This is a genomic window from Prescottella defluvii (assembly GCF_000738775.1).
GTDB classification, from domain to species: domain Bacteria; phylum Actinomycetota; class Actinomycetes; order Mycobacteriales; family Mycobacteriaceae; genus Prescottella; species Prescottella defluvii.
The window spans coordinates 19,922-46,209 of sequence record NZ_JPOC01000007.1; the positions used below are offsets into that span (position 1 = coordinate 19,922).

Sequence of the window (26,288 nt, forward strand, 5' to 3'; positions counted from 1 at the left end):
GTCAGATGGACGTGATGCCCAGATCCAGCGACATCTGCGAACCGGTGACGGTGCGCGACCGGTCGCTGGCCAGATACAGCACCACCTCGGAGATGTCGTCGACGCTGCACTTGCTCAGCCCCGCGAGCGGCCACTTGTAGTTGTCCAGGTAGCGCGGGAACTGGGAGAGGATCTTGCCGACGTTGGCGTCCTGGCCCATCGGGGTGTCCACCGCGCCCGGGTGGATGGAGTTGACGCGAATGCCGAACTCGCCCAACTCGATCGCCGCGGTCTTCGTCAGACCCACCAGGCCGTGCTTGGCGGAGGTGTAGTTCGACGTGCCCGGGCTGGCCTTGAGGCCGGCCGCCGAGCTGACCACGATGATCGAGCCGCCGCGGCCGCCGTCGATCATCGCGGGTGCCGCGGCCTTGAGGGTGCGCCACACACCGTTGAGGTTGATGTCGACCATCGTGGTCCACTGCTCCTCGGGCATCTCCCAGAAGCGGTTCCACGTGGAGATGCCGGCGTTCGCGACCACGATGTCGAGGCGACCGAAGCGCTCCACACCGGCGTCGACGGCGGCCTGCAGCGCGGCCTGGTCGCGGACGTCGCCGATCGCGGTGACGATCTCGCGGCCCTCGGCACGCACCAGGCGGGCGGTCTCCTCGAGATCCTCGGGCGTGGCCGCCGGGTAGCCGACGTCGTCGGAGACCGGTGCGCAGATGTCGAGCGCGATGATGTCCGCACCCTCCTGTGCGAAGCGCACCGCGTGGTTGCGCCCCTGTCCGCGTGCCGCGCCGGTGATGAAGGCGACCTTGTTCTCGAGCAGTGCCATACGAATCCCTCCGGATCCCTCGTCGTGCAGTCTCTCCGCAGATTAAGGCGGCGACTCAACCTCGCGGGGCGCCGTTCCGGTGACCGGGAACACAGCCGCGGATCGCCTCGATGGTAAATCGGCCCCGAAACATCGTGTAGTCTGAAATTACCGACGCGGGGTGGAGCAGCTCGGTAGCTCGCTGGGCTCATAACCCAGAGGTCGCAGGTTCAAATCCTGTCCCCGCTACAAATGAAAGACCCGGTATCGCAGCAGCGATACCGGGTCTTTTGCTTTGCCGCGATTCGCCCACTGCAACGACCCTGGATTCACCCGAACTGGGTGCGGACCACGACGTCGTTGTCGTCCAGCCACGCGTGCACGACGCCGTCGAGGGTTCGGGGCTGGTAGTCGCCTCGGACGAACCGGAACTTCGCTGCCCTTGCATACAACACGTTGGTTGCCTCGATCTCTTCGACAGAGCGCCCGCGCAGGCTGGCCGCGAGATAGCGCGCGTCGTCGCGAAGGCGCCGACGCCGCGTCGCCATGAGTCGGACGGCCAGATCACCCTCGTCCTGCCATTCGCCGATCTGCGCCTCCGACCGCCAGCCTGCGGCCCAGAACCCGTGCGGTGAGCCCCACCAGGCGACGGTTCCGAACTCCTCCCGAGGGTCGGGCTCGTACGGATTCGCGTCGACCCCGATTCCAGATTTGCACGCGTCACGTCCATCGCAGAACTCGCACTTCTCATCGGCGTTGTGCATCTCGTACCAGGGATGCAACCCGAGATGAACAACCCTGGTGGTCCCCCACTTCCAAGATCGAGCGACGCGTTCGGCATGCGCCCTCGAATCGAAGAGCCAGCGATCAGCGTCTCCGCCGCGCACCGAACTCCCGGTCATCGTGCGCAGCAACGCAGGGCTGTAGATCGCCTCGAGGCGGAAGTTCACCAGACGCGCGCTGGGCATCACCATGCGGATCAACTGGCGCCCCCTGGTCTGCCGCCGCATCCCCACGACGTAGACGTTGTCGCCACCGTCGCCCCACGTGCTCGGAAGAACCCACAGCTTCGTCCCGGGCACGAAGTGTCGCGTCCCCGGCCGCTTCCGGTCATCGTATTGGCGCATGAACACGTCGCGGCTGAGATTGGCGACCATTCCCCACGCGAGCACGTCCGCCCCGGTCTCGGGTGACGAAGCGCTGATCGGCTCGACACTTTCAGGTGGCATGGTCGTGCAGCATGCCGCATCCTGGCGACACGTTCACACAGGTTTTCCGGGCAACACACACGAGATGCGCACCGAATGAGTGTGTGAGGCCGACAAAAGGTGTGAGACGTCGGCGGTGAGCGCTGTCCGAACGGCAGCCCAGAACGCTCCCGCGCCCGGATTGACCTCCCGCGCCCCCGATCGCGCGCGCCGGAGACGAGTTCGGGCGCGGCAGCCGGCGGACTGCCCCTCCCGCCGACACCCCCATCGGCGCTAGATTGCTTGTATGGCCGACCGCGATCGGGACACCCTCGGCAAGCCCCGCAACGCCCGGCCCCGGGACCGGCTGGGCCGGCCGCTCGAGTGGGGCGAGGAAGGGTTTCCGACGATGCCCGACGATCTGGATCTGGATCCCGGTGAGGCGATCACCGAGGCGCAGCGCCTGCTCGACCACAACCTGCCGTTCCACGCGCACGAGGTCCTCGAGGCGGCGTGGAAGAAGGCGCCGGCCGAGGAGCGCGGGCTGTGGCAGGGTCTGGCCCAGCTGGCCGTCGCGGTGACCCATCAGATGCGCGGCAACCCGGCCGGGGCCGTCTCGCTGCTGAGGCAGGGCCGGCACCGCATCGTCCCGTTCGAGGACAACCCACCGCACGCCCTCGACATCACCGGACTGGTGGCGTGGGCAGACCATCTGATCGTCGAACTCGACCGCGACACCCCACCCGATACGGTGCCCGTTCCCCGTCTCCGGATGCCCTGATGGCCCATTCTGGTCAAATGACCGTTCTGCCGATGTTCCCCCTCGGTGCCGCACTGCTGCCCGGGGAACGGTTGCCGCTGCACGTGTTCGAGCCCCGCTTCCAGGCGCTCGTGCGCGACTGCCTAACCGCGACCGAGGGTCCCGTGTTCGGCACCGTGCTCATCGCCCGCGGTCACGAGGTGGGCGGCGGCGACGTCCGCAACGACGTCGGCACCGCCGTGCGGATCGTCTCGCACGTCGGGATCGGCGACGGCCGCTGGGCGTTGGACTGCGTCGGCGAGGAGCGGATCCGGGTGCGGCACTGGCTCGGTGACGACCCGTATCCGAGCGCCGAGGTCGAGCCGTGGCCGGTCGGCGCGTCCGGCCGCGTCCCGGACACGCAACTGCAGCACATCACCGACAAGATCACCGAGCTGTACATCCTGCTCACCCGCATCCGGGAACTGCGCGACGATCCGCCGCCGGCGCCGCCGCGCATGTTCGACGTCCTGGAGCAGCCCGGCGACCACCTGTACGCGCTCGCGTCGTGGGTGCCGATGGGTGCGGCCGACAAGTTCGCGGTGCTGGCCGCCGAGTCCGCCGACGACCGGCACCGGGCGCTGATGGACGCGATCGACAACGCGCGGGAGATCGCCGAATTCCGACTTTCGGGACGCCGGTGACGGGGGTCACATCCGGGGTGTACTAACGTCCGATCCCGGGAGTCCAGGGGGAGGGAGAACAAACATGATCCACGTTCGACACACGGCGGTGGCGGTCGTTCCCGTCGATCTCGCTTTCGCGCACATCGACGACTACCGGAACGTGCCCGACTGGATGTTCGGGGTCAGTCGCTTCGACCCGATCGGCAGCCTCGACCAGGGCCTGGGCGCGACGTACGACGCGACGATGCAGCTCGGTCTCAAGGCGCTGAAGTCGACGGTCGAGGTCACCGAGTGGGAGCAGGACCGGCTCATCACGCTGTCCTCGGTCTCGGGATTCGGTAACCGGTCGATCTGGCGGTTCACCCCGGTCGACGACCGCCGCACCGAACTGTCCGTCGACTTCGGCTACGAACTACCGGGCGGGTTGGCCGGCAAGGCGATGGGCAAGCTGATCGAGCCGTTCGTCGTCACCGCGATCCGGCAGACCGAGGCCAGCCTGCGCAGGCAGATCGAGGCGCTGGGACGGTAGCTCAGGCCGCGTGCCGGCCGCGGTGTCCCAGTGCGCGCCGCACGAAGTCGAGGCTCAGCGCGATCGTCATCGCGCTCTCCTTCAGCACCGTGCCCATCACCGGGTAGGCGTGGATCTGGCCACTCCACACGTGCGTCTCGACGGCCTGCCCGGCGTCCTCGAGCAGCGCGGTCATCGTTTCCACGTCGGGCCGCAACAGTTCGTACTGCGCGACGCTGAAGAACGACGGCGGATACAGGTGCGGGTCGGCCTCGATCGGCGAGTCGGCACCGACGATGGGGTCGGGGCCGGACACCCACTTGTCCTTGAGCTTCTCGACCTGACTCATCGGCAGGTAGGCGTCCCGGCGCATGTAGTCGGGGTCGTGCTTCTCGAGGGCGAGATTGAGCAGCGGCGAGTAGCCGATCACCGCGGCCGGCGTGATCATGCCGCGGGTCGCGGCCAACTCGGCCACCTTCATCGCGAGGTAGCCACCCGCCGAGTCGCCCGCGACGATGATCTTCGTCGGGTCCGCGCACGTCCCGAGCAGTTCGGTGTACGCGGCCATCGCGTCGTGGATCGAGGTGCCGATACCGCCGTACGGCAACTGGCGGTACTCCACCGAGATCACCGGGATACCGGCCCGCGCGGCGAGGACCGCACAGAGGCTGCGGTGAGTGGCCAAGCCGCAGAACACGAATCCGCCGCCGTGGAAGTACAGGATGGTCGCGCCGGCGAGCGCGTCGGACGCCTCGCGGTGATGCCGGATCAACTCGCTCGGCACACCCCCGAGGGTCATCGGTTCGATACGCACGCCGCGGGGCCGCGGAAGTCGGTCGACCACCTTCTCGAGATGCCCGAGCACGGCGATGCCGCGATCGGTGGTGGGCCACGCCGCGAACAACGGTTTGACGAAGATCCGGGCGATCCAGAACACCAACCACGCCCGCAGGCTCACCTTCCAGTGCCTGATGATCGTCGTCTCGCGCGTTCGCATCCTGCCCCCAGTCGTCGGTTCGGCACGGGTGGTCGGACCCACCCCGCCCGCCACCCTAGAGACGAATGACGCCGCGCGCAGGGACATCAGATCTGCAGCAGCGGCACCAGCAGTTCATCCTCGGTGAGGGCACCGTGCTGACCCGCCAGCATCGACATCCGGGGTTCGGCCTCGGTGCGCACGATCGCGGACCCGCCGCGAGCGATCGCCACGACATCCCCGATCCGACGCCGCGCGGGTTCCGACGGGTCCGGGCCGAGCAGGCCCGCGGCCACGACGTCGTCGCGGGTCCCCACCCACGCCCGCTCGCCCAGTTCGCCGCGCCACCGCCGCAGCACGGCGTCGGCGCGGCCGGGTTCGGTGTGGACGTAGCGGCAGCGGGCCTCGCCGGTGAGGGAGAGGACACCGTCGGACAGCGCGGCATTGCCGTCGACGTCGATGCGGTCTGCGGCCGCCACCGGAACCATGCCGTGATCGGCGGTGACCAGCAGGTTCACGTCGGAGCCGAGATGCGCGACGAGGTCCTCGACGAACCGGTCGACGATCGTCATCTGCGCCACCCAGGGATCGGTGCCGGGACCGTACACGTGGCCGAGGGTGTCGATCTGGCTGAGATAGCAGTAGACGAGGGTCCGCTCCGCCGCGTTCGCGGCGTACACCGTCGAATGCAGCAGGTCCCCGTATGCGACGGTGCCGACGAAGCGTGCGCCGCGCAGCACCGCCCGCGTGAGCCCGGTGCCCGCGAACTCGCGGGGCAGCACCGTGGTGGTGACGACGCCGTCGGCCACCGCCCGCTCGAACACCGGTCGCGACGGCTGGATCCGTTCCGGCACCACCTGACCCAGCATGTCGCGGTGATCGCCGACGCGCTGCCAGCGCAGCCAGTTGAACGGACCGCCGGCCTCCTCGACGTCGGAGACGTACCCGGTGATGCCGTGCCGACCCGACGGCAACCCGGTACCGAACGACGCCAGGCTGGTCGCGGTGGTGGTCGGGAACCCGGCCCGGATCGGACGCCCCACCGCCTCCGCGAGGAACGGCGCGGCATCGACATTGCGGCGCAGAAGGTTCCATCCGAGACCGTCGATCAGCAGCACCACGGTCCGGTCTCCCCTGGCGAGGCCGAGCTGGTCGGTCTCACCCGGCACCCCGAGGGAGGCCAGGACCGACGGCAGCACGTCGGCGAGCGTGGGCTCGGCGTACACGTCGCGCAGAGGTAGGTCGTTCGACACTGGGCACCCGCTGTCGTCTCGATGATCAGGTTCGCCTCGTACCCCTCCGACTGTAGGCGTGCCCCGCATCGATCGAGGCCCGGATTGTCACGTCGGATCGCTCATGCCCGGCGATTCCCCTCGGCACCGTCCGTGAGGTGGTGCAGGCGTTGAGCTTTGAGTCGACGCCGCCGAGGCGGATCGGGCACCGGACGCCGACCGCATCACGCGTTCGTCGGATTCCACCGGGAGTGAAGGTATCGGTCGATCTTGTGGCGACGACGCGGTGCGACGACCGCCGGCAGGATGAACGACAGCATCTGATCGAGTCGGGCCTCGAGATCGGTGCGGCCGGTGAGCACGTTCGACACGAGCTGGACGCCGGTGAAAGCCGCGACGAAGTAGCGTGCAATCGTTCCGGGGTCGACCGTGCCGACGACGTCGCCCTCGTCCACGGCCGCACCGAACACGTGCTGAAGACCGTCGATCCAGTCCTGATACGGCGTCGACATTCCTGCCGAGGCACTCATCTCGAGCGTCAGGCGGATGCCGGCCCGCACGAGCGGGTCCTCGACGATCTCGCGCGCCATCTCGTACGAGAGCATCACCACCTGCTCGAGCGCCGGCGCATGTGTCGCCCGGATCGCGGCGACGGTGTTCATCGAGATCGCATGCTGTTCCTCGATGATCGCGACGGCCAGATCATCCTTCGACTTGAAATGGAAGTACAACGCACCCTTGGTGAACCCCGACAGGTCGGCGATCTCGGCAAGGCTGGCGCGCTCGTAGCCGATCTCATCGAACCGCGTGGCCGCGGCACGGATGATCTCGTTCCGAGTCGCGATGGCCCGCTCCTGCTTCAGCACTCGGCCGCTTCCTCTCCGTTCGACTCCCATCGGGCGCACTCGACATCGCGCGGTTCGGGCGTCCAGCTTCATCGGCGCTGCCACTCTACGGGCACTGGCCCGTCCGGCGGTGAAGTCACCCCGAGCGGGTGCCCGATACATCCCAGCGGAACGTGCTCGTGGCAGCGGCGGCACGGAGTTCCCGAATCGTCCGCCGGGGACCCGACCGGGGTGCCAACCTGGAACCATGACCGCATTTCTCGCAGGCTCCCCCCGATCGGGTGATCACTGATGGCCCGCCCGGTTCGCGTCGTCGTCCTCGGGTCCGGGTCGTGGGGCACCACCGTCGCCAAGCTCGCGGCCCACAACACCCCCACGCTGCTGTGGTCGCGCAACGCCGAGACGGCCGACGAGATCAACACCGAGCACCGCAACTCGCGCTACCTCGGCGAGCACGAGCTGCCGGAGAGCCTGCGGGCGACGTCCGACATCGTCGAGGCCGCGAACGAGGCCGACGTCCTGGTGGTGGGGGTGCCGTCGCACGCGATCCGCAGCACGCTGAGCCTGATCGCCAACGACGTCCGCGCGTGGGTGCCGGTGCTCTCGCTGGCGAAGGGTCTCGAGCCGGGTACCCGGCAGCGGCCCACCGAGGTGATCTCCGAGTGCCTGCCCGGCCACCCGGTGGGGCTGCTGGCCGGCCCCAACATCGCCCGGGAGATCGCCGACGGCCTGGCCGCCGCGTCGGTCGTCGCGACGCAGGACGAGGACGTCGCGACCGCGCTGCAGCCGCTGTTCGCGTCCAAGGTCTTCCGCGTCTACCGCAACACCGACGTCCTGGGCTGCGAGCTGGGCGGCGTGCTCAAGAACATCGTGGCCATCGCGTCGGGCATGGCCGACGGTCTGGGCGTCGGCGACAACACCCGCGCGATGGTCCTCGCCCGCGGTCTCGCCGAGATGACCCGGCTCGGGGAGGCGATGGGCGCCAACCCGCGCACCTTCGCCGGACTCACCGGTGTCGGCGACCTCATCGCCACGTGCATGAGCCCGGCGTCGCGCAACCGGCGTGTCGGCGAGGCCATCGCGCGCGGGCTCACCGTCGACGAGGCCGTGGAAAAGCTGGGGCAGGTGGCCGAGGGCGTCAAGACTGCGCCGACGGTGATGGAACTGGCCCGCGACTACGACGTCGAGATGCCGATCGCCGCCGAGGTGGAGGCCGTCGTCGCCGGACGGAAGACTCCCGAGGACGCCTACCGTGGCCTGCGGAAAGTCGCCCCCGGTGGCGAGGACGAGGTGGCCTGACCCGGCCGACCGATTTGTCTTGAACACCGTTCAAGTTGCACACTGCTGACGTCAGGCGGTGAGGGGAGGCGCTGCGCGAAACCTCACGGATCGGAACGCAGCGTGTCGCAGGAGCAGGTTCGTCGCACCCGGGTGCTGATCGTCGGCGCGGGATTCGCCGGACTCGGCATGGCCCTGCAACTCGCCCACCGGGGCGAGCGCGACTTCCTGATCCTCGAGCAGGCCGACGCCGTGGGCGGCACGTGGCGGCAGAATACCTACCCCGGCTGCGAGTGCGACATCCCGTCGGTGCTGTACTCGTACTCGTTTGCCCCCAAGCAGGATTGGGCGTCGTCGCACGCGGCGCAGCCGGAGATCCTGGACTACCTGTCGGAGTTGACGGAACGCCACGGACTGGGTGACCACCTGCAGTTTGGCACCGAGGTAGCCGGGGCGCGGTGGGACGAGACCGACTGCCGCTGGCACGTTTTCGACAGCACCGGACGCGAGTTCGTCGCGCAGTACCTGGTCGTGGCGTCGGGTGCGCTCAATGTGCCGCGCATCCCGCGCATCTCCGGCGCCGAAACGTTCGCGGGCACCAGCATGCACTCGGCGGCCTGGAACGACGACGTCGACCTCACCGGCAAACGGGTGGCCCTGATCGGCACCGGCGCGAGCGCAATCCAGTTGGCGCCGCGCCTTGCCGAACGCGCTGGCACTCTGCACATCTTCCAACGCACCCCGGCGTGGATCCTGCCGCGACGGCAGTTTCGCACCGCGGTCGCTCTGAGCCGACGGAGTGCGCTGGCACGCAAACTGTTCCGCGCAGCCACCTACTGGGGCGCCGAGGCGCTCGGCGTCGGCCTGAGCCGTCCGCGACTGCTCGAGCGCACCCAGAACCGCGCCCTCGCACACCTGCGCAACCAGGTGTCCGACGCGACTTTGCGTGACGCGCTCACCCCCGACTACCGAATCGGCTGCAAGCGGATTCTGCGCTCCAACGACTTCTACCCGACGCTGACCCGCCCGAACACCACGCTGGTCACCGATCCGATCACCGCGATCCACCCGAGCGGGATCGAGACCGCCGACGGCACCCACCACGACGTCGACGTCATCGTGTACGCCACCGGGTTCCGGGTCGCGGGCGCGATGAACCGCATGCACCTGATCGGCCGCGACGGCGTCAGCCTGCTCGAACGCTGGCAGCGCCACGGCGTCCGCACCCACCTCGGCGTCACGATGTCCGGGATGCCCAACGCATTCTTCCTGTCCGGGCCCAACACCGGCCTGGGCCACAACTCGGTGATCGTGATGATCGAGGCGCAGATCGCGCACACACTCGACGCGATGCGCCTGGCCGAGGAGAGCGGCGCGGGTGCCGTCGAGGTCCGCGTCGACGCCCAGGATGCGTTCGATTCGTCTCTGCGGGAACGACTCTCGCGTGGAGTGTGGAGCACCGGCGGCTGCTCCAGCTGGTACCTCGACGCCCGCGGATCCAACCACGCGCTGTGGCCGGGGTCGTCCTGGGACTACCGGCGCCGCACCCGCGTCGTCGATCCCGCCGACTACGAGCTGCTCGGCACCGACTCGGAAGCGGCGGCCTGACGCGGCCGAGAAAATGGTTGGACGCGGTTCGACACCGGTTGTTAGCGTGTCGGCGACCGTGACTTCACACCAGGAGGTGAGACCCATGTACGCAACGAACATGTGGGTGCTCCCACTCGTGTGCACGGTCGGGCGATTGACGTAGGTGTCGCCGGGAGCGCCGAACGAGGCAATCCCGAAAGGCCACACCATGCAATTCACTTCAGAGACATCGTCGAACGGTGTCGTCGAACGCACTTTCACGCTGGGCGAGATCACCGGCGCGCTCTGGTCTCCCGCATCCGCATCCGGATCCGGTGGCGGGCCGCTGCTGCTGTCGGGGCATTCCGGCGGCATGCACAAGAGGGCGCCGGGACTGGTCGCCGGCGCACTGCACAGCGTCACCGCCCACGGGTTCACCGTCGCCGCCATCGATGCACCCGGGCACGGCGACCGACCGCGAAACGCCGAGGATCAACGGCGGGTCGACGCGATCCATCGGGCCCGGGCGGCGGGCGAGCCCCTCGCCCCGATCGTCGTCGAACACAACCTGTCGGTGGCCGAGCGCGCGGTACCGGAATGGCAGGCGACCCTGGACGCGCTGCAGGCGCTGCCCGAGATCGGCGCCGACGCGCAGATCGGCTACGGCGGAATGACGTTGGGGGTCACGACCGGGCTGCTGCTCGCGGCGGCCGACTCCCGGATCGCCGCGCTGAGCATCGGCGCGGTGTTCGTGAACGACGCCCTGCTCGAGGTGGCCCGACGGATCACCGTCCCGATCGAGTACCGGATTCCGTGGGACGACGAGGAGATCGACCGGGCGTCCGCGCTCGCCCTGTTCGACGCCCTCGCCTCGACGGAGAAGACCCTGCACACCCATCCGGGCAGGTACTTCGAGGTGCCCGAACACGAGCGCGACAGCTCGGCCCGGTTCTTCGCCCGCCATCTCGGTCGGACGGCCGGCACGGCTTCGGACTGAGGTGAGGCGGTATCGGCGTCCGGCACCGCGCCGGATGCCGATACCGCCACCACTCGACGTGCGGAGCACCGGCGGCTACGGGGTCAGTCGTGTGACGGGAAGCCGACGATCGCCAGGTTGAGCGGAAGCTGATCCTTGCGCGGTTCGGCGGTGGCGAGCTTGTCCTGAAAGAACCTGCCGGAGACGTAGTCGTCGGCGTCCAAGAGCTCCTGCACGGGGACCTGCCCCGAGTACTCGAAGCTGTCGAACACGTACGGGAGCGAGTCCGCGGACAGCAGGCTCGGGCCGTTCATCAGCTGGAAGTGCAGGTGCGATGCGTTGGCATTGCCGGTGTTGCCGAGCTTGGCGAGCTGGTCACCCTTCTTGACCTTGTCGCCCGGCTTCACGAGCAACGAGCCCTCGATGAAGTGCGCGTACAGCGCGTAGACGCCCCCGCCGATGTCGAGGACGATGTGGTTGCCGTCCACGTTCTCGACCGTGAGCTTCGCGGCCAGCTCCGGGACCGACGCGGGCAAGGTGCCCGGGGCGTTGGCCTGCACGTTGTCGAGCGTGGCGACGACCGTGCCGTCGGCCACGGCGTACACCTCGGACCCGTAGTCGACGTAGCTCTCGTTCTTCGTCTTGTCGCCGGTGTAGAACTCGCCCTCGTCGTTTGCCCGCTTCCAGTCGATCGCGAACCTCTGACTGTTGTTGAGCTTGCCGTTCAGCGGCAGCGGCGACGACCGGTGCGGGAGCCCGGGCAGGCAGCAGCCGTTCAACGCCACCCAGTTGTCGCCGCGCAACGGCGGCGAGATGACGCGCGGCGATCCACCGTCGATGTCCAGTGGCATCGCCAAGTAGTCGACCGGCGCGGGTTCACGCGCGGCCGGCGACGCGGCCGCCTTGCCGTACAGGTGATGCAGCACGCTCTTCGGCGCCTGATCCAGCGAATCGAAACTGAAGTCGAGGAACAGGATTCGACTCTCCTGCGGGGGAACAGCCGTGGAGGTCGCCGGGGGCGCGGTGAGCATGCGAAGCCGATTGCAGTCGCCGACGCCGCAGTTCGGATCGACCAGCGCGGTGCCGGAGAACGACGCGACCACCCTCGAGGTGTCGGATCCGTCCACCACGTCGACCCTGTCGAGTGTCGCCGGGACCGACGTCGCGTTGGTCAGTTGCAGGTCGTAGGCCACGTGATACTTCCCGTCGCTGCCCAGGAACGGAAAGGTGGGGTCACCGATCGGTGAGAAGACCAGTCCGGTGTACGCATCCGGCACAGGGATATTCGTGGGATCCGCCGCCGTCGTCGACGCCCCGTTCGCCGTAGCCGCGTCCGGAGCGCTCTCACCGGACGCGCATCCGGCCACCAACAGCGACAGCGCCACCACGGCGATCGCGCCCGATCGAATGGACCGTGTGATCGTGGCAGGCAACGCAGTGTTCATTTCCCGTCCTCAGTCTCGGTCGAGCCCCGGGCGAGCATCTGGTGTCGCAAGGCAAACGGTAACGCTCCGGGCGCCCCATTGTTCGAGATTGTCACGTTCGCGCGCCTTCCCGATGCCCTAGGTGCCCCGTCACATGCACGAATGCAGATTATAGACTTTGACAATCATTTGCATTAGCCGATAGACCTTGCGGCATGATCCGCATCGACCCCACCTCCCGACGCCTCACCCTCGCCGCCTCCGTCGCCACGTGCGCGGCCCTGCTCGCCGGCTGCACGTCCACCGCCGACGGCACCACCACCGAAAGCGCCTCCGCGACAGCCGAACCGTCACAGGTTCGCGCCGCCACACCGCGCCTCGCACTCACCTACGACGGCGGGCTCCTCGTGCTCGACGCCGAAACCCTCTCGGTGGTGGGCGAATCCGAGCTCGGTGGGTTCAACCGCCTCAGCCCGGCCGGCGACGAGCGGCACGTGATCGTCGCCGCCGACGGCGGCTTCCGTGTCCTCGACACCGGCACGTGGTCCGAGGCGCACGGCGACCACGCGCACCACTACACCGCGGCGCCCACCCTCACCGACATCACCTTCGCCGCCGCCGAGCCCGGCCACGTCGTCCGGCACGCGGGCCGCACCGTCCTGTTCGACGACGGCACCGGACGCATCGAGTCGTTCGACCCCGCCACCCTCTCCGACGGCAAGCCACAGACCACGACGTTCACCGTCCCCGTCGCGCATCACGGTGTCGCCGTCGAACTCGCCGACGGCGGGCTGATCACCACGCTCGGTGACGCGAAGACGCGCACCGGCATCGTCGTCCACGACGCCGCCCGCACCGAGATCGCCCGCAGCGAGCAGTGCCCCGGCGTGCACGGGGAGGCCGTCGCCGCCGGCGAGGCCGTCGTGTTCGGCTGCCAGGACGGCCTGCTGATCTACCGCGACGGCACGATCACCAAGGTGACCAGCCCCGACCCGTACGGCCGGATCGGCAACCAGGCCGGCTCCGAGGAGTCCGTCGTGGTGCTCGGCGACTACAAGTCCGACCCGGACGCCGACCTGGAGCGTCCGCAGCGCGTGTCGCTCACCGACACCGTGACCGGCGAGCTGCGCCTGGTGGACATCGGCACCAGCTACACGTTCCGGTCGCTGGGCCGCGGACTGTTCGGCGAGGCCCTGGTCCTCGGCACCGACGGCGCGCTTCACGTACTCGACCCGGACACCGGCGCGACAATCCGGACCGTCCCGGTGCTCGACCCGTGGACCGAGCCGCAGGAGTGGCAGACGCCCCGTCCGACGCTGTTCGTGCAGGGCCTCACCGCGTACGTCACCGATCCCGCCACCCAGCGGATCCACACCGTCGACTACGAGAACGGGCAGGTCACGACCAGTGCCGAACTGCCGCAGGTGCCCGACGAGATCACCGGCGTGCGCGGCTGATCCCCGACCCCGGGGTTGCGTGTTCCCGGGAGTCGCGCTTAGACTCCTCGGTCATGCAGCGCATCCAGGTAGTAGTTCACCGCCGTAGCGGGGTCTGATTCGGACCGACCCCTCGCTGCGGGTCGTTGAGCTATCTACTTGTCGGTCCTTCCTTCACTTCAGGAAGACCCCCGAAAATGCGCACCTCCCAGGCTTTCGCCACCAGCACCGCATCGTTCTCCGACGATCCGTTCTCCCTCCGTTTCGGCCTCCCGCTGCCGCGCGACCTGCGTGCCCAGGCGCAGGGTCTGACCTGGTCCGAGTTCACCGACCGCTTCGCCCCCACCGGCGGTCCCGTCCGGCTGGGCAGCTGGACGTCGGAGCACATCGGCGCCGGTCAGCACACGTTCACCGCCACCCTCGGACTGGGCGACAGCATCTCGTCCGCGTCGGCGACCGCCACCGGCCCCATCGCAGCACTGACGTCGATGCTGTACGACGCCGGTTTCCAGCTCGAGATCCTCTCGTTCCACCAGCAGCGGACCGACGCGGGCACCGCGACGTTCCTACTGTGTGAACACGACGGTGAGCGCCGCTGGGCGATGGCCATCGCCGACGACTGCAACGCGTCGGCGCGGGCGGCGATCATCGCCGGCGCCAACCTGCTGCACCGCTGAAAAAGTTGATCTTCCGGACCGATCCGGACGGGAGGCGGCACCGAATACCGAGTGACCGCCTCCCCTCCGAAAGGACCGCCATGCCCGCCACCAGGAAGATCGCCGCCGCCCTGTTCGCGACCGCCGCATCGGCACTGCTCGCCGCGGCACCCGCATCGGCCCAACCGACCGGCTCCGCAGATCTGTGGCAGCCCCTCGCGCCGATCCCGTCGCTCGACGTCGACCGCTACATGGGCACGTGGCACCAACTCGCCGCGGTGCCGCAGCCGTTCAACCTGAACTGTGCACGCGACACCCGCGCCACCTACGGCGTGATCGACGCGTCGAACGTCAGCGTGAACAACACGTGCACCACGTGGAGCGGTGGAACCAACGGCATCGTCGGCAACGCCCGCGTCAACGATCCGGTCACCAACGCCCAACTGCACGTGAGCTTCCCGTCGGTCCCGTTCCAGAACTCGCCTGAGGGCCCCACCAACTACGTCGTCACCTACCTCGCCGACGACTACTCGTGGGCGTTCGTCGGCGACCCGGCGCGCGTGTCCGGCTTCGTGCTCTCGCGCACGCCGTCGGTGAGCGCCGACGGCTGGCAGCAGATCCGCAGCGTCGTCGAATCCCGCGGATACAACTCGTGCCTGGTGCTCACCTCGCCCACCACGGGTGGACGTTCCGACATCACGCCGCTCTGCGCGGTGTGACGAGATCCCGACCACCCCGGACCACCACGCCCGGCTCGCGCCATCGGCCTGAGCGCCCATTCTCTGCTCCTGCACGCGGGATCCCGCGGATCAGGGCTGGGAGTGGGCGCTCAGGCCGAGTGGCTCGGTGCCTATTCGGCCGCCGCACGCTCCCGTGCCGCGGCACCGGTGATGTTGGCGAGCATGCCCTTGAAGATGATGCCGTGGAACGGCAGGATCGAGTACCAGTAGAGCCGCCCCGCAAGACCTTTCGGGAAGAAGACGGCCCGCTGCTCGAGCCGGGATCGGTGCGGCCCGTCGGGGCTGACCCGCCACTCCAGCCAGGCCCCTCCCGGTGTCCGCATCTCGGCGCGCAGCCGCAGCAGCCGCCCGCGGTCGATCTCCTCGACGCGCCAGAAGTCCAGAGGATCGCCGGTGTTGAGCCGGCGGGCGTCACGGCGGCCGCGGGTGAGTCCCACACCGCCGACGAGTCGGTCCAGCCAGCCCCGGATCACCCACGCGAGCGGGAACGAGTACCAACCGTTCTCGCCGCCGATGCTCTCGAGCACCTGCCACAGCGTGTCGGCATCCGCGTCGCATCCCGCACTGCGCTCGTCGGTGTACACCACTTCCCCGGCCCAATTCGGATCGGACGGAAGCGGATCCGACGGCGCCCCCACCGGTGATGCGCTGGCCCAGTTGGTCTCCACCTCACCGTTCCGGATGCGCCGCAGCGCCAACCGGACCGCCTGCCGATACGGCGTCAGCCCCTCCGGCGGAACGGGGATCACGTCGTCGATGTCCCGATTCGCGGCCACGGCGTCGTTGTGCAGCGACTCGATCAGCGCCCGCCCCAGCGAACTCGGGATGGGCGTCACCAGCCCTATCCACAATCCCGCGAGCCGCGGAGTGAGCACCGGCAGCACCAGGACGCGGCGCCGGCGCAGACCCGCCACGTCGGCGTACACCCTCATCATGTCGCCGTACGTCAGGACGTCGGGGCCGCCGATGTCGTACGCACGACTGCGCGGCAACGGGGCGTCGGCCGCCGCCACCAGGTAGTAGAGGACGTCGCGCACCGCGATCGGTTGGATCCGGTTGTTCACCCACTTCGGTGTGGTCATCACCGGCAGGCGGTTCGTCAGGTGCCGGATCATCTCGAACGACGCCGATCCGGATCCGATCACGACCCCGGCCTGCAGCACCATCGTCGGGATCCCGGACTCCACGAGAATGCGCCCCACCTGGGCACGCGAGCGCATGTGCGGCGAGAGTTCGGTGCCCTCGGGGTGCAGTCCGCCGAGGTAGACGATGCGTCCGACGCCGCTCGCCTTCGCCGCGGCCGCCAGATTGGACGCCCCGATCCGCTCGGTCTCGACGAACTCCGCCGAGGTCCCCATCGAGTGCACGAGGAAGTAGACGACGTCCATGCCGGCGGTGGCCGCCATCAGCGAGTCCGGATCGCCCAGATCCCCGCGGACGATGTCCACCTGCTTCGCCCACGGCACGTCGCGTAGCTTCTCCGGCGAGCGCACCAGGACCCGCACGTCGTATCCGGCGGCGAGCAAGCGCGGGGCGAGTCGGCCACCGATGTAGCCGGTGGCCCCGGTTACCAGCACCCGCCGTCGCTGCACCGTTCCACGGTAACCTCGATCGTCATGAGCGCGCTCGCCGAACCGGTCCTCCTCGACACCGACGGGGTGTACGGCTACCTGCACCGACCCGCCGCCGACGCGATCGCCGCACTGGCGCTCGCGCACGGTGCCGGCGGCAACTGCGACGCAAAACTTTTGCAGGCCATGGCATCCGGATTCGCCGAACGCGGCCTGGTGGTGTTGCGCTACAACCTCCCGTTCCGGCAGCGGCAGCCGTCGGGCCCGCCCAACCGAGCGCACGCGGCCACCGACCGGGACGGCATCGCCGCGGCGGCCGACGCGATCCGCGCGCTCACCGACGGCCCGACGATCCTCGCGGGCCACTCGTACGGCGGCCGCCAGTCCACGATGCTGGCCGCGGAGCGTCCGGACATCGCGGACGGGCTGGTACTGCTGTCGTATCCACTGCACCCGCCGGGCAAACCGGAGAAGCAGCGCACCGAACACCTGCCGCAACTGCGCACGCCGTCACTGTTCGTGCACGGCGACCGGGATCCGTTCGGCACGCTCGACGAGATGCGGGACGCTCTCGAACTGATCCCCGCCGAGCACCGCCTCCTCGACGTCGAGGGCGGACGGCACGGCCTCGACCCCGACCGCGCCGACGTCGTCGCCCGAACGGTCGACGCGGCCATGGACCTGTTCGGTATCGGCTGATCGTCTGGTACACAACAGCATCCGCCGTGTCGGATCGGCACGTCCGGATCGGGCGGCAACCCTACCCCGCAAACCACTGCCGCGACGTGACCGCGCTGGGTAGTCTGAAAAGCGACCAACTACCGGGAGGTCGAGGAATGCTCTACAGCGATATTCCGAGTCATGCCGAGGTTCGCCGGCTCGCCGAGGTCGAGGGCGGGACCTGCATCTCCATCTACACGCCCACCGAGGACGACATCCACGATCCGGGCAAGAGTCGGATCGAGTTCGCGAATCAGGTGAAGTCCGCGCTCGAACAGATAGACGACCACAAGGAACGGGTGGCGTTCGAGCAAGCGTTCGACGACCTGATCGAGGACGAGGCGTTCTGGTGGTACCAGGCGAGGACACTCGTCGTGCTCGCGACAGCGGACCGGCTCCGGCGGTACCGGCTCCCCAACCGACTCGGAGCGTGTTCCATCGTCAGCGACCGCTTCTACATCAAGCCGCTGCTGCGAACGGTCACCTTCCCGCAGACGGCATACGTGCTGGCACTCGCCGAGGGCTCCGTCAGGTTGATCGAGGTCACCGCCGATCAACCGCCGACGAGGGTCGACGTGCCGGGGTTGCCCAAGGACGCCGCGAGCTACGCCGGAGTGTCGTCACTCGGCCGGACGACCGGCGGCCGCGTGCACGGTCGCGGCGGATCCGCCGCGGGCTCGGGAAGCGGGCGGGCGGCGCCGGACCGCGCACCGGGGCGCGTGCAGGGCGAGGAGGGCCGGAAGCTCCGCGTGCGCGAATATGCCCGCGCGATCGATCACGAACTGCGCAGCGTGCTGACCGGACGCGACATTCCGCTGATCCTGGCCGCCGCCGAACCGACGTCCTCGATCTACCGCTCCGTGAACAACTATCACAAGCTCCTCGACGAAGGCATTCAAGGCAATCCGGAGGAAACGACGGACGAGCAGATCGCCGAGGCCACCCGCAAGATCCTCGACGGGCACTACGCCCAGCAACTCGCGGACAGCCGCAAGCAGTTCGACGATCTCCGATCGAAGGGCCGGGCGCAGGTGGAGATCTCCGACGTCGCGCGGTCGGCGACGTTCGGTCGGGTCGAGACACTGTTCGTCGACATCGAGGGCATCGTGCCGGGCACGGTCGATCCGGACACCGGCACCGTCGAACTCGCCGAACTCAACGGCAACCACGAGTACGGCGTGGTCGACGAGATCGCCCGACGGGCACTGCTCACCGGCGCGAAGGTGCTCGCCGTGCGTTCCGCCGACGTGCCCGACGAGGTGCCCGCCGCGGCGATCCTGCGGTTCGCCCAATAGGGTCCGGTCGGGGCTACTTCCCCTGTTCCTGCGCGGCGAGGAGAACCGCGAGCGTCTCCTCGATGTAGGTGTCGACGGCGGTCTTGTCGACGCCCAACTCGGCGAGGACGCCCGCCCGGTCCTCGAGTTCGAGCAGCGCGAGCAGCAGGTGCTCGGTGCCGATGTAGTTGTGCCCCAGCCGCAGCGCCTCCCGGAACGTGAGCTCGAGGGCCTTGCGGGCGCCGGCGTCGAACGGAATGAGATCGGGCACCTCGGCCACCCCGGCGGGTAGCACCGCGGTGGCCGCATCGCGGACAGCACTCGGTTCGATTCCCTGCGCGGCAAGAGCTTTCACCGCGATCGATTCCGGCTCCGACAGCAGCCCCAGCACGACGTGCTCCGGCGTGATCTGGTCGTTGCCCGCGGCCCGGGCCTCGTTCTGCGCCGCCATGACGACGTTGCGGGCGCGCGGCGTGAACCTGCTGAACCCCTGACTCGCGTCGAGGTCGGACGGTTCCCCGGGCCCCTTCGGCACGAAACGCTTCTGCGCGGCCTGCTTGGTCACCCCCATGCTGCGGCCGATGTCGGTCCAGGATGCACCCGAGCGTCGGGCCTGGTCCACGAAGTGCCCGATGAGGTGGTCGGCCACCTCGTCGAGGTGCTCGGCGGCGAGGACCGCGTCGGTCAATTGCTCGAGGGCATCGGTGTGCACCTTCTTGATGGCTTCGATGAGATCGTCGAGCCGCACGGGGTTCGACATGCGCGTCGGATCAGTCATGCGACAACCGTAGGTTGACGATCCGATGCCGTCAACCCCGGGTTGTCGATTCTCCGGGTACCCAACTTCCCCGCTCGGCACCTATCGTGAGAGGGACCGATCGTCGTCGACGAAGGAGTCCGCAATGCCCGACTACGGCAACGACATCCGGTTCGGCTACTTCCTCGTTCCCGATGCGGACGCCGCGCAGGGAATCCTCGACACCGCGGCGGTGCTCGACCGCGTCGGGTTCGACCTGGTCGGCATCCAGGACCATCCCTACCAGCGACGCTTCCTCGACGCGTGGACGCTGTTGTCCGCCATCGCGACCCGCACGGAGAACCTCACGGTGTTCCCGGACGTGGCGAGCCTGCCGCTGCGCCCGCCCGCGGTGCTGGCGAAGGCGGCGGCCAGCCTCGACCGGCTCACCGAGGGCCGCGTCGAGCTGGGTCTCGGCGCCGGCGCCTTCTGGGATGCGATCGCCGCGATGGGCGGCCCCCGCCGCACACCGGGTGAATCCGTGCAGGCGCTGCGCGAGGCGGTGTCGGTGCTGAAGCTGATGTGGAGCGGCGAACGCGCCATCCGGTTCGACGGCGACTTCTATTCGGTCGACGGGGTGCATCCCGGTCCTGTGCCGGCCCACCCGATCGGCGTCTGGATCGGCGGCTACAAACCGCGGATGCTGCGACTGATCGGCGAGATCGGTGACGGCTGGCTGCCCTCGCTCGGCTACATCGACGACGACGGGATCGCCTCGGCCAGTGCGGCGATCGACGACGCGGCCACCGCCGCCGGCCGAGATCCCGCACGAATCCGTCGAATCCTCAACGTGGGCGACGAGATCCCGCGCGACGACCTGCCGCGGCGGCTGACCGCGCTCGCGCTCGACTACGGCATCGACACGTTCGTCCTCGGCGGCCCCGCCAGCGACGAACAACTGACCTACCTCGCGCAGGAGGTGTTCCCGCAGGTGCGGGACGGAGTCGCGGCCGGACGTTGAAGACGCGGGCCCGGCGAAGGGCCCGCGTCTCCCACTGTCACACCAGTGCGACCGCGGCGAAGGCCGCGAGGGCGACGAGGCCCGCGCCCGTGACCACCTGGACCCGGCGGTCGACGACGCACATCGCCGACAGGAACCCGGGCATGGATCCGCCGCGACGCGTGTGGACGATCGCGAGCAGGCTCGGCATGCAGCGACCGAGGCTCACCAGCGTGAACAGTGCGGCACCCAGCGCGGGCGATCCGGCGGCGACCACACCGAGCGCCAGCAGGTAGTAGGCGCTGGACCGGATGAAGATCACGAAACCCGGGCCGATCATCGCGCCGAACAGCAGCGAGACCTTCCACGGCGCCATCGACCGGCGCAGGTGCCGGGGCAGCTGACGGCGCCGCATCGGAGCGGGCAGCGTCACCAGGCCCATCTCGTGCAGGCCGTACGCCAGCGCCATCACCGCCCAGATCCCGACCGCCCACGCGATCGGGACCGCGCCCGCCGCGACGGCGCCCAACGCACCGAGCAGGGCGCCGGTGGGCGCACCCGTCGCGATCGAGCCCAGCGCGTGCCAGCCCAGTCGTCGCACCGGCGTCGACGAGCCCTTGCGTCCCGGCTGCTTCGGCGCCGCGACGACGCCCGCGACCGACATGCCGCACGTCGACCAGTTGGCGGCGAGTGCGGTGAGCGCGCCCGCCCCGACCACCGCCGCGATCAGGGCCGAGCCCGCCGCCGGGGCGCCGAGCGCACCGACACCGGCGCCGACCACGGCAGCACCGCCGACGAGCGCCGCACGGGCCGGCATCGACACCGCCTTCTGCAGCGTGGGCCGGATCTCCGGGACGTCGGTCGCTATCGGAGCGTGCGCGAGCGACTCGCGCGTGAGTGTCTCCGTCATCGAAATCCTCTCCTTCTCTTCTGATGTAGCGGAATTGCTTTGTGCGTCAACCTGTCACGGTGATCGTCCCGGTCATGTAGCGATGCACCGAGCAGTGGTACTCGTACACGCCCGGGGAATCGAAGGTGTGTTCGTAGCTCCCTTCTCCGGTGATGCCGCTGTCGAACACGCCGTCGGATCCGACATGGTGGAGCAGGCCTCCGTCCTCGAACCGCCACAGCACCGTGCCCCCGACCGGCACGGTGACGTCCATCGGCCCGAAGTGGACGTTGCGGATCACCACGACGGCGTCCGGGCCGGCATCCGGCGCGTCCGCGCACCCCGCGGCCAGCGACAGCAGTACGGCGGGCGCGGCGCACCACCGCCGGTTCATTCCGTCACGACGACGGTGCCGACCATCATCGGGTGCGGCGTGCAGTGGTAATCGAAGGTGCCCGCGTCGTCGAAGGTGAACTCGTACGTGCCCTCGGTCAGGAGCTCGCTCTTCAACTGCCCCTCCACGGAGCCCTCCCCGACCACGTCGTGCGGCAGTCCGGAGTCGTCGAACTTCCACTGCACGGTCTGACCCTTCTCGATGGTGACCTGGGCCGGCGTGTAGGACATGTTCTTGACCTCGATCACCGCGGCCGGCGCACCGCCGCCCGCATCGGCCTCCCCACTGCTGCAACCGGTGATCAGCGCGCCCGTCGTGATCAGGCCCGCGGTGAGTGCGACGAGTTTCTTCATGATCGGTCCTCTCACCGGATGTACCGCAGGTTCGCGGTCATTCCGGCCTCGAAGTGGTAGGCGTTGTGGCAGTGGAACATCCACTCGCCCGGATTGTCGGCGTCGAACTCGATCGCCAACTCGGTGCCGGGCAGCACGTTGACGGTGTCCCGGCGTAGTCCCCCGTAGGCGGGGACGGCGAACGTGTGCCCGTGGGTGTGCATCGGATGCCACATCGACGACGAGTTCACCATCGTGATGCGCACCCGCTCGCCCTGCTTCATGACGAGCTTGCCTGCGTCGGCACCGGCCATGCCCCACACGTACCGGTCGCCGGCCTGGATGAGTTCGACGCGGTAGTTCCGATCCGGGCTGCGGTCCTCGAGTCGCACGGCATCCACGGGACGCAGCTCGCTCTCCGGCACCAGTCGCCCGGACAACTCCGGAACAGTCCCGCCCACATCAGGATTCGACAGTGGGACGGCGTCGGGTGTGCGCAGGACCGTGGACGCGTAACCGTCGCGGCCCTCGACCTTCGCCACCACCGGCCACGCGCCCGACCGGACCGTGACCAGCACGTCGACACGCTGCGCCATACCGACGATCACGGTGTCGGCGGGGACCGGACGGACATCGAAGCCGTCCACGGCCACCACCGTCAGCTCGTGTCCGGCAACCGCGAATCGGTACGGAGTCTCCGCCGCCGCGTTGATGATTCGCAGCCTCAGCCGCTGGCCGACCGACGCCTCGACCACCGCCGGATCGTTCGGCGGACGGCCGTTGATCAGGTGCAGCGGATACGCGATGTGCTGCGTCATGCCGCCCAGCGCCGCCGAGTCGCCGTGTCCCCGAGACACCAGGTCCTGCGCGACACCCATCTCCGCGTCCGAGTGCGCAGCCGCCGGTGCCGCACCGCCACCGTGTCCACCGTGCCCGCCACCGTGGCCACCGGAGATCGCCGGGTTGAGCGCCATCAGAACCGCCTCCGGCGTGGTTCCCATCCCGTCGATCCAGTCGTCGAGAACCAGCACCGCATCCGCGTCCGCGCCCGTCCGGTCGTCCGGGTCCTCGATGATCATCGCGCCGAACAGGCCCCGGTCCGCCTGCAGGCCGCTGTGCGAGTGGTACCAGTGCGTACCGGGATCCGGTGCGACGAAGTCGTATTCGAACGTCCCGCCGTTCGCGGTGATCGCCGACTGCGTCACCGGCGCCGCACCGTCCATGTCGTTCCGGATCCGGATGCCGTGCCAGTGCAGCGTCGTGTCCGCCGGCAGCCCGTTGCTCACCGACACCTGCACCCGGTCGCCTTTGCGCAGCCGCAGCTCCGGGGCCACGGCCGCACCACCGTAGGTCCACGTGTCCACCAGCCGCCCGCCGAGATCGACCGTGCCTGCGGCCGCGGCGAGTGCGAATGCCGCCGTCGCCCCGCTCGTGACGCGCGCGGCCTCGGCACGGGCGATCTCGGGATCCGTCGGCAGGATGTAGTCGAGGTCGTCCGGCGTCGGCCCGGCCGACGCACCGGAGCTACTGCACCCGACGGCACCGAACCCGAGCGCGCCGAGGCCCACCGCCCCGACCCCCAGGGAGCCGAGGCGGAGGAACCGCCGGCGATCGAGCATCCCGCCACCGATCGGTCGCGTCATTCGAGCACCTGGGGGGTGAGCAGGGTGCGGATGTTGTCGACGGTCCCGGTGACCTCCACGGAACTGACCTGGCTGCCGTTCGCGGCGTCGATACCGACGATCCTCTGCTTGGACTCGCCGTCCACCTCGGGACCGCTACCGACCACGTAGAGCGTCCGGCCGTCCACCGAGTACGCCATGCTGTCGATGCCCTCGAGCCCCAGCGTTCCCAGGTCGAGGGTCTTGACCGGCGCGAAGGTCGCCGCGTCGTGCAGTTCGATCTTCACCACGTCGCCGCCGCGCGCGGAGTGCGGGTGGATCTCGCTGTCGGTGTACTCGATCGCGATGCGGGCGCCGGTGTTGTCGATGGCGTTGCCGGCGAAGCGGCCGCCCATCTGCCCGGCATTGCCGATCGGGGCCACCTTCGACGACGGCAGTCCGTTCGCGAAATCGAACACGTACACGTCGCCGTTGGCGCCGACCAGCAGCGCCTTCTTGGCCTCTGCCGCCCACGTGACCTCGCGGGCGCTGACGAAGTCGTCGGGCAGCACCTCGGCGCGCTTGGTCTCGGTGGGGACGCCGGCGTCGTCGATGGAGATCTGGATCAGCTCGCGGGTCTCCTCGCACACGCTGTAGAGCTCGTGGCCGTCGAGCCACGTGAACGGTCCGCACCCGATGATCTGGAGGGCGCCGCTCTCCTTCTTCGCCGCGAGGTCGACCACCCGCACTCCGTACAGGCCGTCGTCCCACGTGACGAAGTACTTGCCGTCCGAGGTCACCGCGCTCGACCCCGGACGCGAATGGACACGCGCGTAGTCGGGAAGAAGCGCCTCCGAGGGCTCGAGCAGGTTGCCGGAGTACGTGCTCACGGTGAAGTCCGCTGCCCCTCGGGAGCCCCGCGGCCGCCACACCTCGGCGGCGAGAACCGCCGGGTCGCTGGATGTCTCGCCGACGAACCCGTGGATCACCGGATCCCAGATGCCCGGCCCCACCACGAACCGGTTGCCCGCGACACCGGTGACCGGGTCGACGGTGTTGACGCCGATCTCGAGCCGGCCGGACCCACCGATCACGGCCAGCACTTCGGTCCGCTTGATCGGATCGATCTCGCTGACGTGCAGCGGTTCGGGAATGGTGGTGCCGATCTCCTGGTCGTCGTGACCGAGCGAGATGCCCTCTCCGGGTGCGGTGTACGGCACGCTCGGATAGGTGACCTCTCCGGCGGCGGCCGTCGTGTCGCCATCGGCGTCGTCGGACGAACAGGCGGCCAGCGAGAACACGAGGGCGAGCGGGACCACGGCCGCCGCGCCCCGGGCGGCCCGACGCGAAACAGTCGTCATGCTCCGGCACCGACCTTCGGACGGGCGGCGGGACGCGTCTGGCAGTCCTCACCGATGATGGGGGCCATGGTGCAGGTGTACGACTGCGACTCGTCGGACACGCACCAGATGATCTCCTGGTCGTAGCTGCCGGAGACGGGGTTGTACATGATCGCCTGCATGTCCGGCTCACCACAGAAGGCGTTGGAGCAGGACGGTGCGCCGCAGCAGTCGTAGTACGCGATGAGGTATGTCTTGCCGGTGTCGGGGTTGGTGCAGCACCCCACCCAGAATTCGGCGCCAGGCTTGCTGCCCGGGGCACAGGTGGTGACGCCACCACCGTTGCACGCGGCGCACGACGTGCCGTCCATGTTGCACCAGCGCCAGTACTCGCACTCGGCCGGATCCTTACCGTCGAACACCGGCACGAGCGGGTCCTTGTCGGGCGTCGGCGCGGGCGGAGGTGCGGCCTCCTGCGCGAACGCGCTCCGGGTGACCGGCAGCGAACTGATCAGCGCCACACCGGAAACGCCCATCGTCCACCGGCCGACCCTGCTGATCATCGACCGCCGCGACACCTGCTCGGACATGCGACGGCCGGCCCGGCTGACGAGACTGCCGCCGTCGCCGGCCATCCAGGCGGCCTGCGCCTTCACGGTCTCCTCGTCGACGGGATACCGGTTCTCGTACATCTCTGGATCGTGTATCGGTTTGTCGGACATGGTTTCTCTCCGTTCTCGATGGGGGATGTCACGCATGCGCGGCGACGTCGGCCTTCGCCTGCTGGTGCAGATGCTGCAGCGACGGCACGCCGGATTCGAGTGCATTGAGCAGACTTTCGACCTGCGCCATGTGGTTGCACAGGCCCTTGGACCGGATCTTGCCGTGCTCGTCGAGGATGACGCCGTACGGCGTCGTGCCCACCTGGTAGGCGATGCCGACGTCACGACCGTCGACGTAGCTGAGCTCGCTGCCGATGCCGGATCCGGCGAGGAACTGCTCGTGCTCGGCGGGCGTGCCGTCCGAGATGATGACGACCTCGAGATCCGTCTCGGCCTTCGCCATCGCGCGCAGGCCCGGCAGCAGGCTCTTGCACGTGGAGCACGTCGGCGCCGTGAACAGCAGCAGCTGCGGCTTGTCGCGGTGCCCGCCCACACCCACGGTGCGCCCCTGGTGGTCGGTTAGACCGCGGAACGACGGGGCGACCTGCTCCACCTTGGGACCGGTGTCCATCATGCGGGCGCCCAGCGGACCGAGGCGCACCTGCACGCGGCCGATCTCCCGCGCGAGCGCCAGCACCATGAGGAACAGGACCGCGACGGCGCCCGCCAGAACCACGATCGCGATGAGGAGGAAGGTGTTCATGTTCGATCCTTGTCGTCGGGA

The 26,288-nt window shown here is 69.1% G+C and carries 27 protein-coding genes and 1 tRNA gene; 13 read left to right on the forward strand and 15 right to left on the reverse strand.

Annotation, left to right across the window (positions count from 1 at the left end; all coding sequences use genetic code 11):
- Position 1 precedes the first annotated feature (1 nt).
- Positions 2–814 (reverse strand): mycofactocin-coupled SDR family oxidoreductase, encoded by an 813-nt coding sequence (locus IJ15_RS0102200; RefSeq protein ID WP_031936708.1) that lies wholly within the window; start codon positions 812–814, stop codon positions 2–4.
- 154 nt (positions 815–968) lie between these two features.
- On the opposite strand from IJ15_RS0102200, the gene IJ15_RS0102205 reads away from it, so the two are divergent.
- A tRNA-Met gene (locus IJ15_RS0102205) sits at positions 969–1,042 on the forward strand.
- Between the two features lie 80 nt (positions 1,043–1,122).
- Here the strand turns inward: IJ15_RS0102205 and IJ15_RS0102210 are convergent.
- Positions 1,123–2,022, reverse strand: a complete 900-nt coding sequence (locus IJ15_RS0102210) for a hypothetical protein (RefSeq protein ID WP_156111991.1) — start codon at positions 2,020–2,022, stop codon at positions 1,123–1,125.
- Positions 2,023–2,287: 265 nt separating this feature from the next.
- Here IJ15_RS0102210 and IJ15_RS0102215 point away from each other — a divergent pair, with 265 nt between their 5' ends.
- The 3 genes from IJ15_RS0102215 to IJ15_RS0102225 all read left to right on the forward strand — a co-directional run bounded on the left by IJ15_RS0102215 (position 2,288) and on the right by IJ15_RS0102225 (position 3,934).
- The gene (locus IJ15_RS0102215) at positions 2,288–2,761 is read left to right on the forward strand and encodes a DUF309 domain-containing protein (protein WP_031936710.1); all 474 of its coding nucleotides are present in this window, start codon (positions 2,288–2,290) and stop codon (positions 2,759–2,761) included.
- 17 nt (positions 2,762–2,778) lie between these two features.
- A complete protein-coding gene (locus tag IJ15_RS0102220) occupies positions 2,779–3,423 on the forward strand; it encodes an LON peptidase substrate-binding domain-containing protein (protein ID WP_031936711.1) in 645 nt (214 codons plus the stop codon).
- Positions 3,424–3,487: 64 nt separating this feature from the next.
- Positions 3,488–3,934 (forward strand): SRPBCC family protein, encoded by a 447-nt coding sequence (locus tag IJ15_RS0102225; protein WP_031936712.1) that lies wholly within the window; start codon positions 3,488–3,490, stop codon positions 3,932–3,934.
- Position 3,935: 1 nt separating this feature from the next.
- On the opposite strand, the gene IJ15_RS0102230 is transcribed toward IJ15_RS0102225, so the two are convergent.
- The 3 genes from IJ15_RS0102230 to IJ15_RS0102240 form a co-directional block, all read right to left on the reverse strand.
- Positions 3,936–4,910, reverse strand: a complete 975-nt coding sequence (locus tag IJ15_RS0102230) for an alpha/beta hydrolase (protein WP_031936713.1) — start codon at positions 4,908–4,910, stop codon at positions 3,936–3,938.
- A gap of 86 nt (positions 4,911–4,996) precedes the next feature.
- On the reverse strand, positions 4,997–6,142 hold the full coding sequence (locus IJ15_RS0102235; RefSeq protein WP_031936714.1) for an alkaline phosphatase family protein: 1,146 nt from the start codon (positions 6,140–6,142) through the stop codon (positions 4,997–4,999).
- 203 nt (positions 6,143–6,345) lie between these two features.
- On the reverse strand, positions 6,346–6,987 hold the full coding sequence (locus IJ15_RS0102240) for a ScbR family autoregulator-binding transcription factor (RefSeq protein WP_081880539.1): 642 nt from the start codon (positions 6,985–6,987) through the stop codon (positions 6,346–6,348).
- A gap of 270 nt (positions 6,988–7,257) precedes the next feature.
- Between IJ15_RS0102240 and IJ15_RS0102245 the strand changes: the two genes are divergently transcribed.
- From IJ15_RS0102245 to IJ15_RS0102255, 3 genes are all read left to right on the forward strand, one after another.
- Complete coding sequence (locus tag IJ15_RS0102245) at positions 7,258–8,265, forward strand: NAD(P)H-dependent glycerol-3-phosphate dehydrogenase (RefSeq protein ID WP_031936716.1); 1,008 nt, start codon at positions 7,258–7,260, stop codon at positions 8,263–8,265.
- Positions 8,266–8,367: 102 nt separating this feature from the next.
- A complete protein-coding gene (locus tag IJ15_RS0102250) occupies positions 8,368–9,852 on the forward strand; it encodes a flavin-containing monooxygenase (protein WP_031936717.1) in 1,485 nt (494 codons plus the stop codon).
- 190 nt (positions 9,853–10,042) lie between these two features.
- Positions 10,043–10,810 carry a dienelactone hydrolase family protein gene (locus IJ15_RS0102255; protein ID WP_031936718.1) on the forward strand — a complete coding sequence of 256 codons (768 nt, stop codon included), beginning with the start codon at positions 10,043–10,045 and terminating at the stop codon, positions 10,808–10,810.
- A gap of 83 nt (positions 10,811–10,893) precedes the next feature.
- Here IJ15_RS0102255 and IJ15_RS0102260 read toward each other — a convergent pair whose 3' ends face one another.
- Positions 10,894–12,234 (reverse strand): M23 family metallopeptidase, encoded by a 1,341-nt coding sequence (locus IJ15_RS0102260; protein WP_051918450.1) that lies wholly within the window; start codon positions 12,232–12,234, stop codon positions 10,894–10,896.
- 194 nt (positions 12,235–12,428) lie between these two features.
- Here IJ15_RS0102260 and aztD point away from each other — a divergent pair, with 194 nt between their 5' ends.
- The 3 genes from aztD (at position 12,429) to IJ15_RS0102275 (ending at position 15,024) form a co-directional block, all read left to right on the forward strand.
- Positions 12,429–13,670 (forward strand): zinc metallochaperone AztD, encoded by a 1,242-nt coding sequence (gene aztD / locus IJ15_RS0102265; protein ID WP_031936720.1) that lies wholly within the window; start codon positions 12,429–12,431, stop codon positions 13,668–13,670.
- A 176-nt stretch (positions 13,671–13,846) separates the two neighbouring features.
- A complete protein-coding gene (locus tag IJ15_RS0102270) occupies positions 13,847–14,326 on the forward strand; it encodes a 2-isopropylmalate synthase (protein ID WP_031936721.1) in 480 nt (159 codons plus the stop codon).
- A gap of 80 nt (positions 14,327–14,406) precedes the next feature.
- Positions 14,407–15,024: a lipocalin family protein gene (locus IJ15_RS0102275; protein ID WP_031936722.1), complete on the forward strand. Its 618-nt coding sequence runs from the start codon at positions 14,407–14,409 to the stop codon at positions 15,022–15,024.
- Positions 15,025–15,155: 131 nt separating this feature from the next.
- Here IJ15_RS0102275 and IJ15_RS0102280 read toward each other — a convergent pair whose 3' ends face one another.
- Complete coding sequence (locus IJ15_RS0102280; protein WP_031936723.1) at positions 15,156–16,637, reverse strand: SDR family oxidoreductase; 1,482 nt, start codon at positions 16,635–16,637, stop codon at positions 15,156–15,158.
- A 24-nt stretch (positions 16,638–16,661) separates the two neighbouring features.
- Here IJ15_RS0102280 and IJ15_RS0102285 point away from each other — a divergent pair, with 24 nt between their 5' ends.
- Complete coding sequence (locus IJ15_RS0102285; protein WP_031936724.1) at positions 16,662–17,315, forward strand: alpha/beta hydrolase family protein; 654 nt, start codon at positions 16,662–16,664, stop codon at positions 17,313–17,315.
- 137 nt (positions 17,316–17,452) lie between these two features.
- On the forward strand, positions 17,453–18,631 hold the full coding sequence (locus tag IJ15_RS0102290; protein ID WP_031936725.1) for a baeRF11 domain-containing protein: 1,179 nt from the start codon (positions 17,453–17,455) through the stop codon (positions 18,629–18,631).
- A gap of 13 nt (positions 18,632–18,644) precedes the next feature.
- Here IJ15_RS0102290 and IJ15_RS0102295 read toward each other — a convergent pair whose 3' ends face one another.
- On the reverse strand, positions 18,645–19,388 hold the full coding sequence (locus tag IJ15_RS0102295) for a Clp protease N-terminal domain-containing protein (protein WP_231569390.1): 744 nt from the start codon (positions 19,386–19,388) through the stop codon (positions 18,645–18,647).
- Positions 19,389–19,512: 124 nt separating this feature from the next.
- On the opposite strand from IJ15_RS0102295, the gene IJ15_RS0102300 reads away from it, so the two are divergent.
- Positions 19,513–20,367, forward strand: a complete 855-nt coding sequence (locus tag IJ15_RS0102300; protein ID WP_031936727.1) for an LLM class flavin-dependent oxidoreductase — start codon at positions 19,513–19,515, stop codon at positions 20,365–20,367.
- Between the two features lie 37 nt (positions 20,368–20,404).
- Here the strand turns inward: IJ15_RS0102300 and IJ15_RS0102305 are convergent, their stop codons facing one another.
- From IJ15_RS0102305 to IJ15_RS0102335, 7 genes are read right to left on the reverse strand one after another with little or no spacing between them, the layout of a single operon-like run.
- Entirely contained in the window at positions 20,405–21,256 is an 852-nt protein-coding gene (locus IJ15_RS0102305; protein ID WP_031936728.1) for a hypothetical protein, read from the reverse strand.
- 46 nt (positions 21,257–21,302) lie between these two features.
- Positions 21,303–21,629, reverse strand: a complete 327-nt coding sequence (locus IJ15_RS0102310; protein ID WP_031936729.1) for a cupredoxin domain-containing protein — start codon at positions 21,627–21,629, stop codon at positions 21,303–21,305.
- Positions 21,626–21,982 (reverse strand): cupredoxin domain-containing protein, encoded by a 357-nt coding sequence (locus IJ15_RS0102315; protein ID WP_031936730.1) that lies wholly within the window; start codon positions 21,980–21,982, stop codon positions 21,626–21,628. Before IJ15_RS0102315 ends, IJ15_RS0102310 begins: the two co-directional genes overlap by 4 nt.
- 11 nt (positions 21,983–21,993) lie before the next feature.
- Complete coding sequence (locus IJ15_RS0102320; RefSeq protein WP_031936731.1) at positions 21,994–23,604, reverse strand: multicopper oxidase family protein; 1,611 nt, start codon at positions 23,602–23,604, stop codon at positions 21,994–21,996.
- Positions 23,601–24,923 (reverse strand): hypothetical protein, encoded by a 1,323-nt coding sequence (locus tag IJ15_RS0102325; protein ID WP_031936732.1) that lies wholly within the window; start codon positions 24,921–24,923, stop codon positions 23,601–23,603. The genes IJ15_RS0102320 and IJ15_RS0102325 overlap by 4 nt, the downstream gene beginning before the upstream one ends.
- Positions 24,920–25,594 carry a methylamine dehydrogenase light chain gene (locus IJ15_RS0102330; protein WP_197059719.1) on the reverse strand — a complete coding sequence of 225 codons (675 nt, stop codon included), beginning with the start codon at positions 25,592–25,594 and terminating at the stop codon, positions 24,920–24,922. The genes IJ15_RS0102325 and IJ15_RS0102330 overlap by 4 nt, the downstream gene beginning before the upstream one ends.
- Before the next feature lie 58 nt (positions 25,595–25,652).
- Complete coding sequence (locus tag IJ15_RS0102335) at positions 25,653–26,267, reverse strand: redoxin domain-containing protein (RefSeq protein ID WP_031936734.1); 615 nt, start codon at positions 26,265–26,267, stop codon at positions 25,653–25,655.
- Positions 26,268–26,288 lie beyond the last annotated feature (21 nt).

Excerpts from the sequence above, each read along its gene's own strand:
- IJ15_RS0102200 (WP_031936708.1), bottom strand. The coding sequence starts at position 814 with ATGGCACTGCTCGAGAACAAGGTCGCCTTCATCACCGGCGCGGCACGC.
- IJ15_RS0102210 (WP_156111991.1), bottom strand. The coding sequence starts at position 2,022 with ATGCCACCTGAAAGTGTCGAGCCGATCAGCGCTTCGTCACCCGAGACC.
- IJ15_RS0102215 (WP_031936710.1), top strand. The coding sequence starts at position 2,288 with ATGGCCGACCGCGATCGGGACACCCTCGGCAAGCCCCGCAACGCCCGG.
- IJ15_RS0102220 (WP_031936711.1), top strand. The coding sequence starts at position 2,779 with ATGACCGTTCTGCCGATGTTCCCCCTCGGTGCCGCACTGCTGCCCGGG.
- IJ15_RS0102225 (WP_031936712.1), top strand. The coding sequence starts at position 3,488 with ATGATCCACGTTCGACACACGGCGGTGGCGGTCGTTCCCGTCGATCTC.
- IJ15_RS0102230 (WP_031936713.1), bottom strand. The coding sequence starts at position 4,910 with ATGCGAACGCGCGAGACGACGATCATCAGGCACTGGAAGGTGAGCCTG.
- IJ15_RS0102245 (WP_031936716.1), top strand. The coding sequence starts at position 7,258 with ATGGCCCGCCCGGTTCGCGTCGTCGTCCTCGGGTCCGGGTCGTGGGGC.
- IJ15_RS0102255 (WP_031936718.1), top strand. The coding sequence starts at position 10,043 with ATGCAATTCACTTCAGAGACATCGTCGAACGGTGTCGTCGAACGCACT.
- IJ15_RS0102260 (WP_051918450.1), bottom strand. The coding sequence starts at position 12,234 with ATGAACACTGCGTTGCCTGCCACGATCACACGGTCCATTCGATCGGGC.
- aztD (WP_031936720.1), top strand. The coding sequence starts at position 12,429 with ATGATCCGCATCGACCCCACCTCCCGACGCCTCACCCTCGCCGCCTCC.
- IJ15_RS0102270 (WP_031936721.1), top strand. The coding sequence starts at position 13,847 with ATGCGCACCTCCCAGGCTTTCGCCACCAGCACCGCATCGTTCTCCGAC.
- IJ15_RS0102275 (WP_031936722.1), top strand. The coding sequence starts at position 14,407 with ATGCCCGCCACCAGGAAGATCGCCGCCGCCCTGTTCGCGACCGCCGCA.
- IJ15_RS0102285 (WP_031936724.1), top strand. The coding sequence starts at position 16,662 with ATGAGCGCGCTCGCCGAACCGGTCCTCCTCGACACCGACGGGGTGTAC.
- IJ15_RS0102290 (WP_031936725.1), top strand. The coding sequence starts at position 17,453 with ATGCTCTACAGCGATATTCCGAGTCATGCCGAGGTTCGCCGGCTCGCC.
- IJ15_RS0102295 (WP_231569390.1), bottom strand. The coding sequence starts at position 19,388 with ATGACTGATCCGACGCGCATGTCGAACCCCGTGCGGCTCGACGATCTC.
- IJ15_RS0102300 (WP_031936727.1), top strand. The coding sequence starts at position 19,513 with ATGCCCGACTACGGCAACGACATCCGGTTCGGCTACTTCCTCGTTCCC.
- IJ15_RS0102305 (WP_031936728.1), bottom strand. The coding sequence starts at position 21,256 with ATGACGGAGACACTCACGCGCGAGTCGCTCGCGCACGCTCCGATAGCG.
- IJ15_RS0102310 (WP_031936729.1), bottom strand. The coding sequence starts at position 21,629 with ATGAACCGGCGGTGGTGCGCCGCGCCCGCCGTACTGCTGTCGCTGGCC.
- IJ15_RS0102315 (WP_031936730.1), bottom strand. The coding sequence starts at position 21,982 with ATGAAGAAACTCGTCGCACTCACCGCGGGCCTGATCACGACGGGCGCG.
- IJ15_RS0102320 (WP_031936731.1), bottom strand. The coding sequence starts at position 23,604 with ATGACGCGACCGATCGGTGGCGGGATGCTCGATCGCCGGCGGTTCCTC.
- IJ15_RS0102325 (WP_031936732.1), bottom strand. The coding sequence starts at position 24,923 with ATGACGACTGTTTCGCGTCGGGCCGCCCGGGGCGCGGCGGCCGTGGTC.
- IJ15_RS0102330 (WP_197059719.1), bottom strand. The coding sequence starts at position 25,594 with ATGTACGAGAACCGGTATCCCGTCGACGAGGAGACCGTGAAGGCGCAG.
- IJ15_RS0102335 (WP_031936734.1), bottom strand. The coding sequence starts at position 26,267 with ATGAACACCTTCCTCCTCATCGCGATCGTGGTTCTGGCGGGCGCCGTC.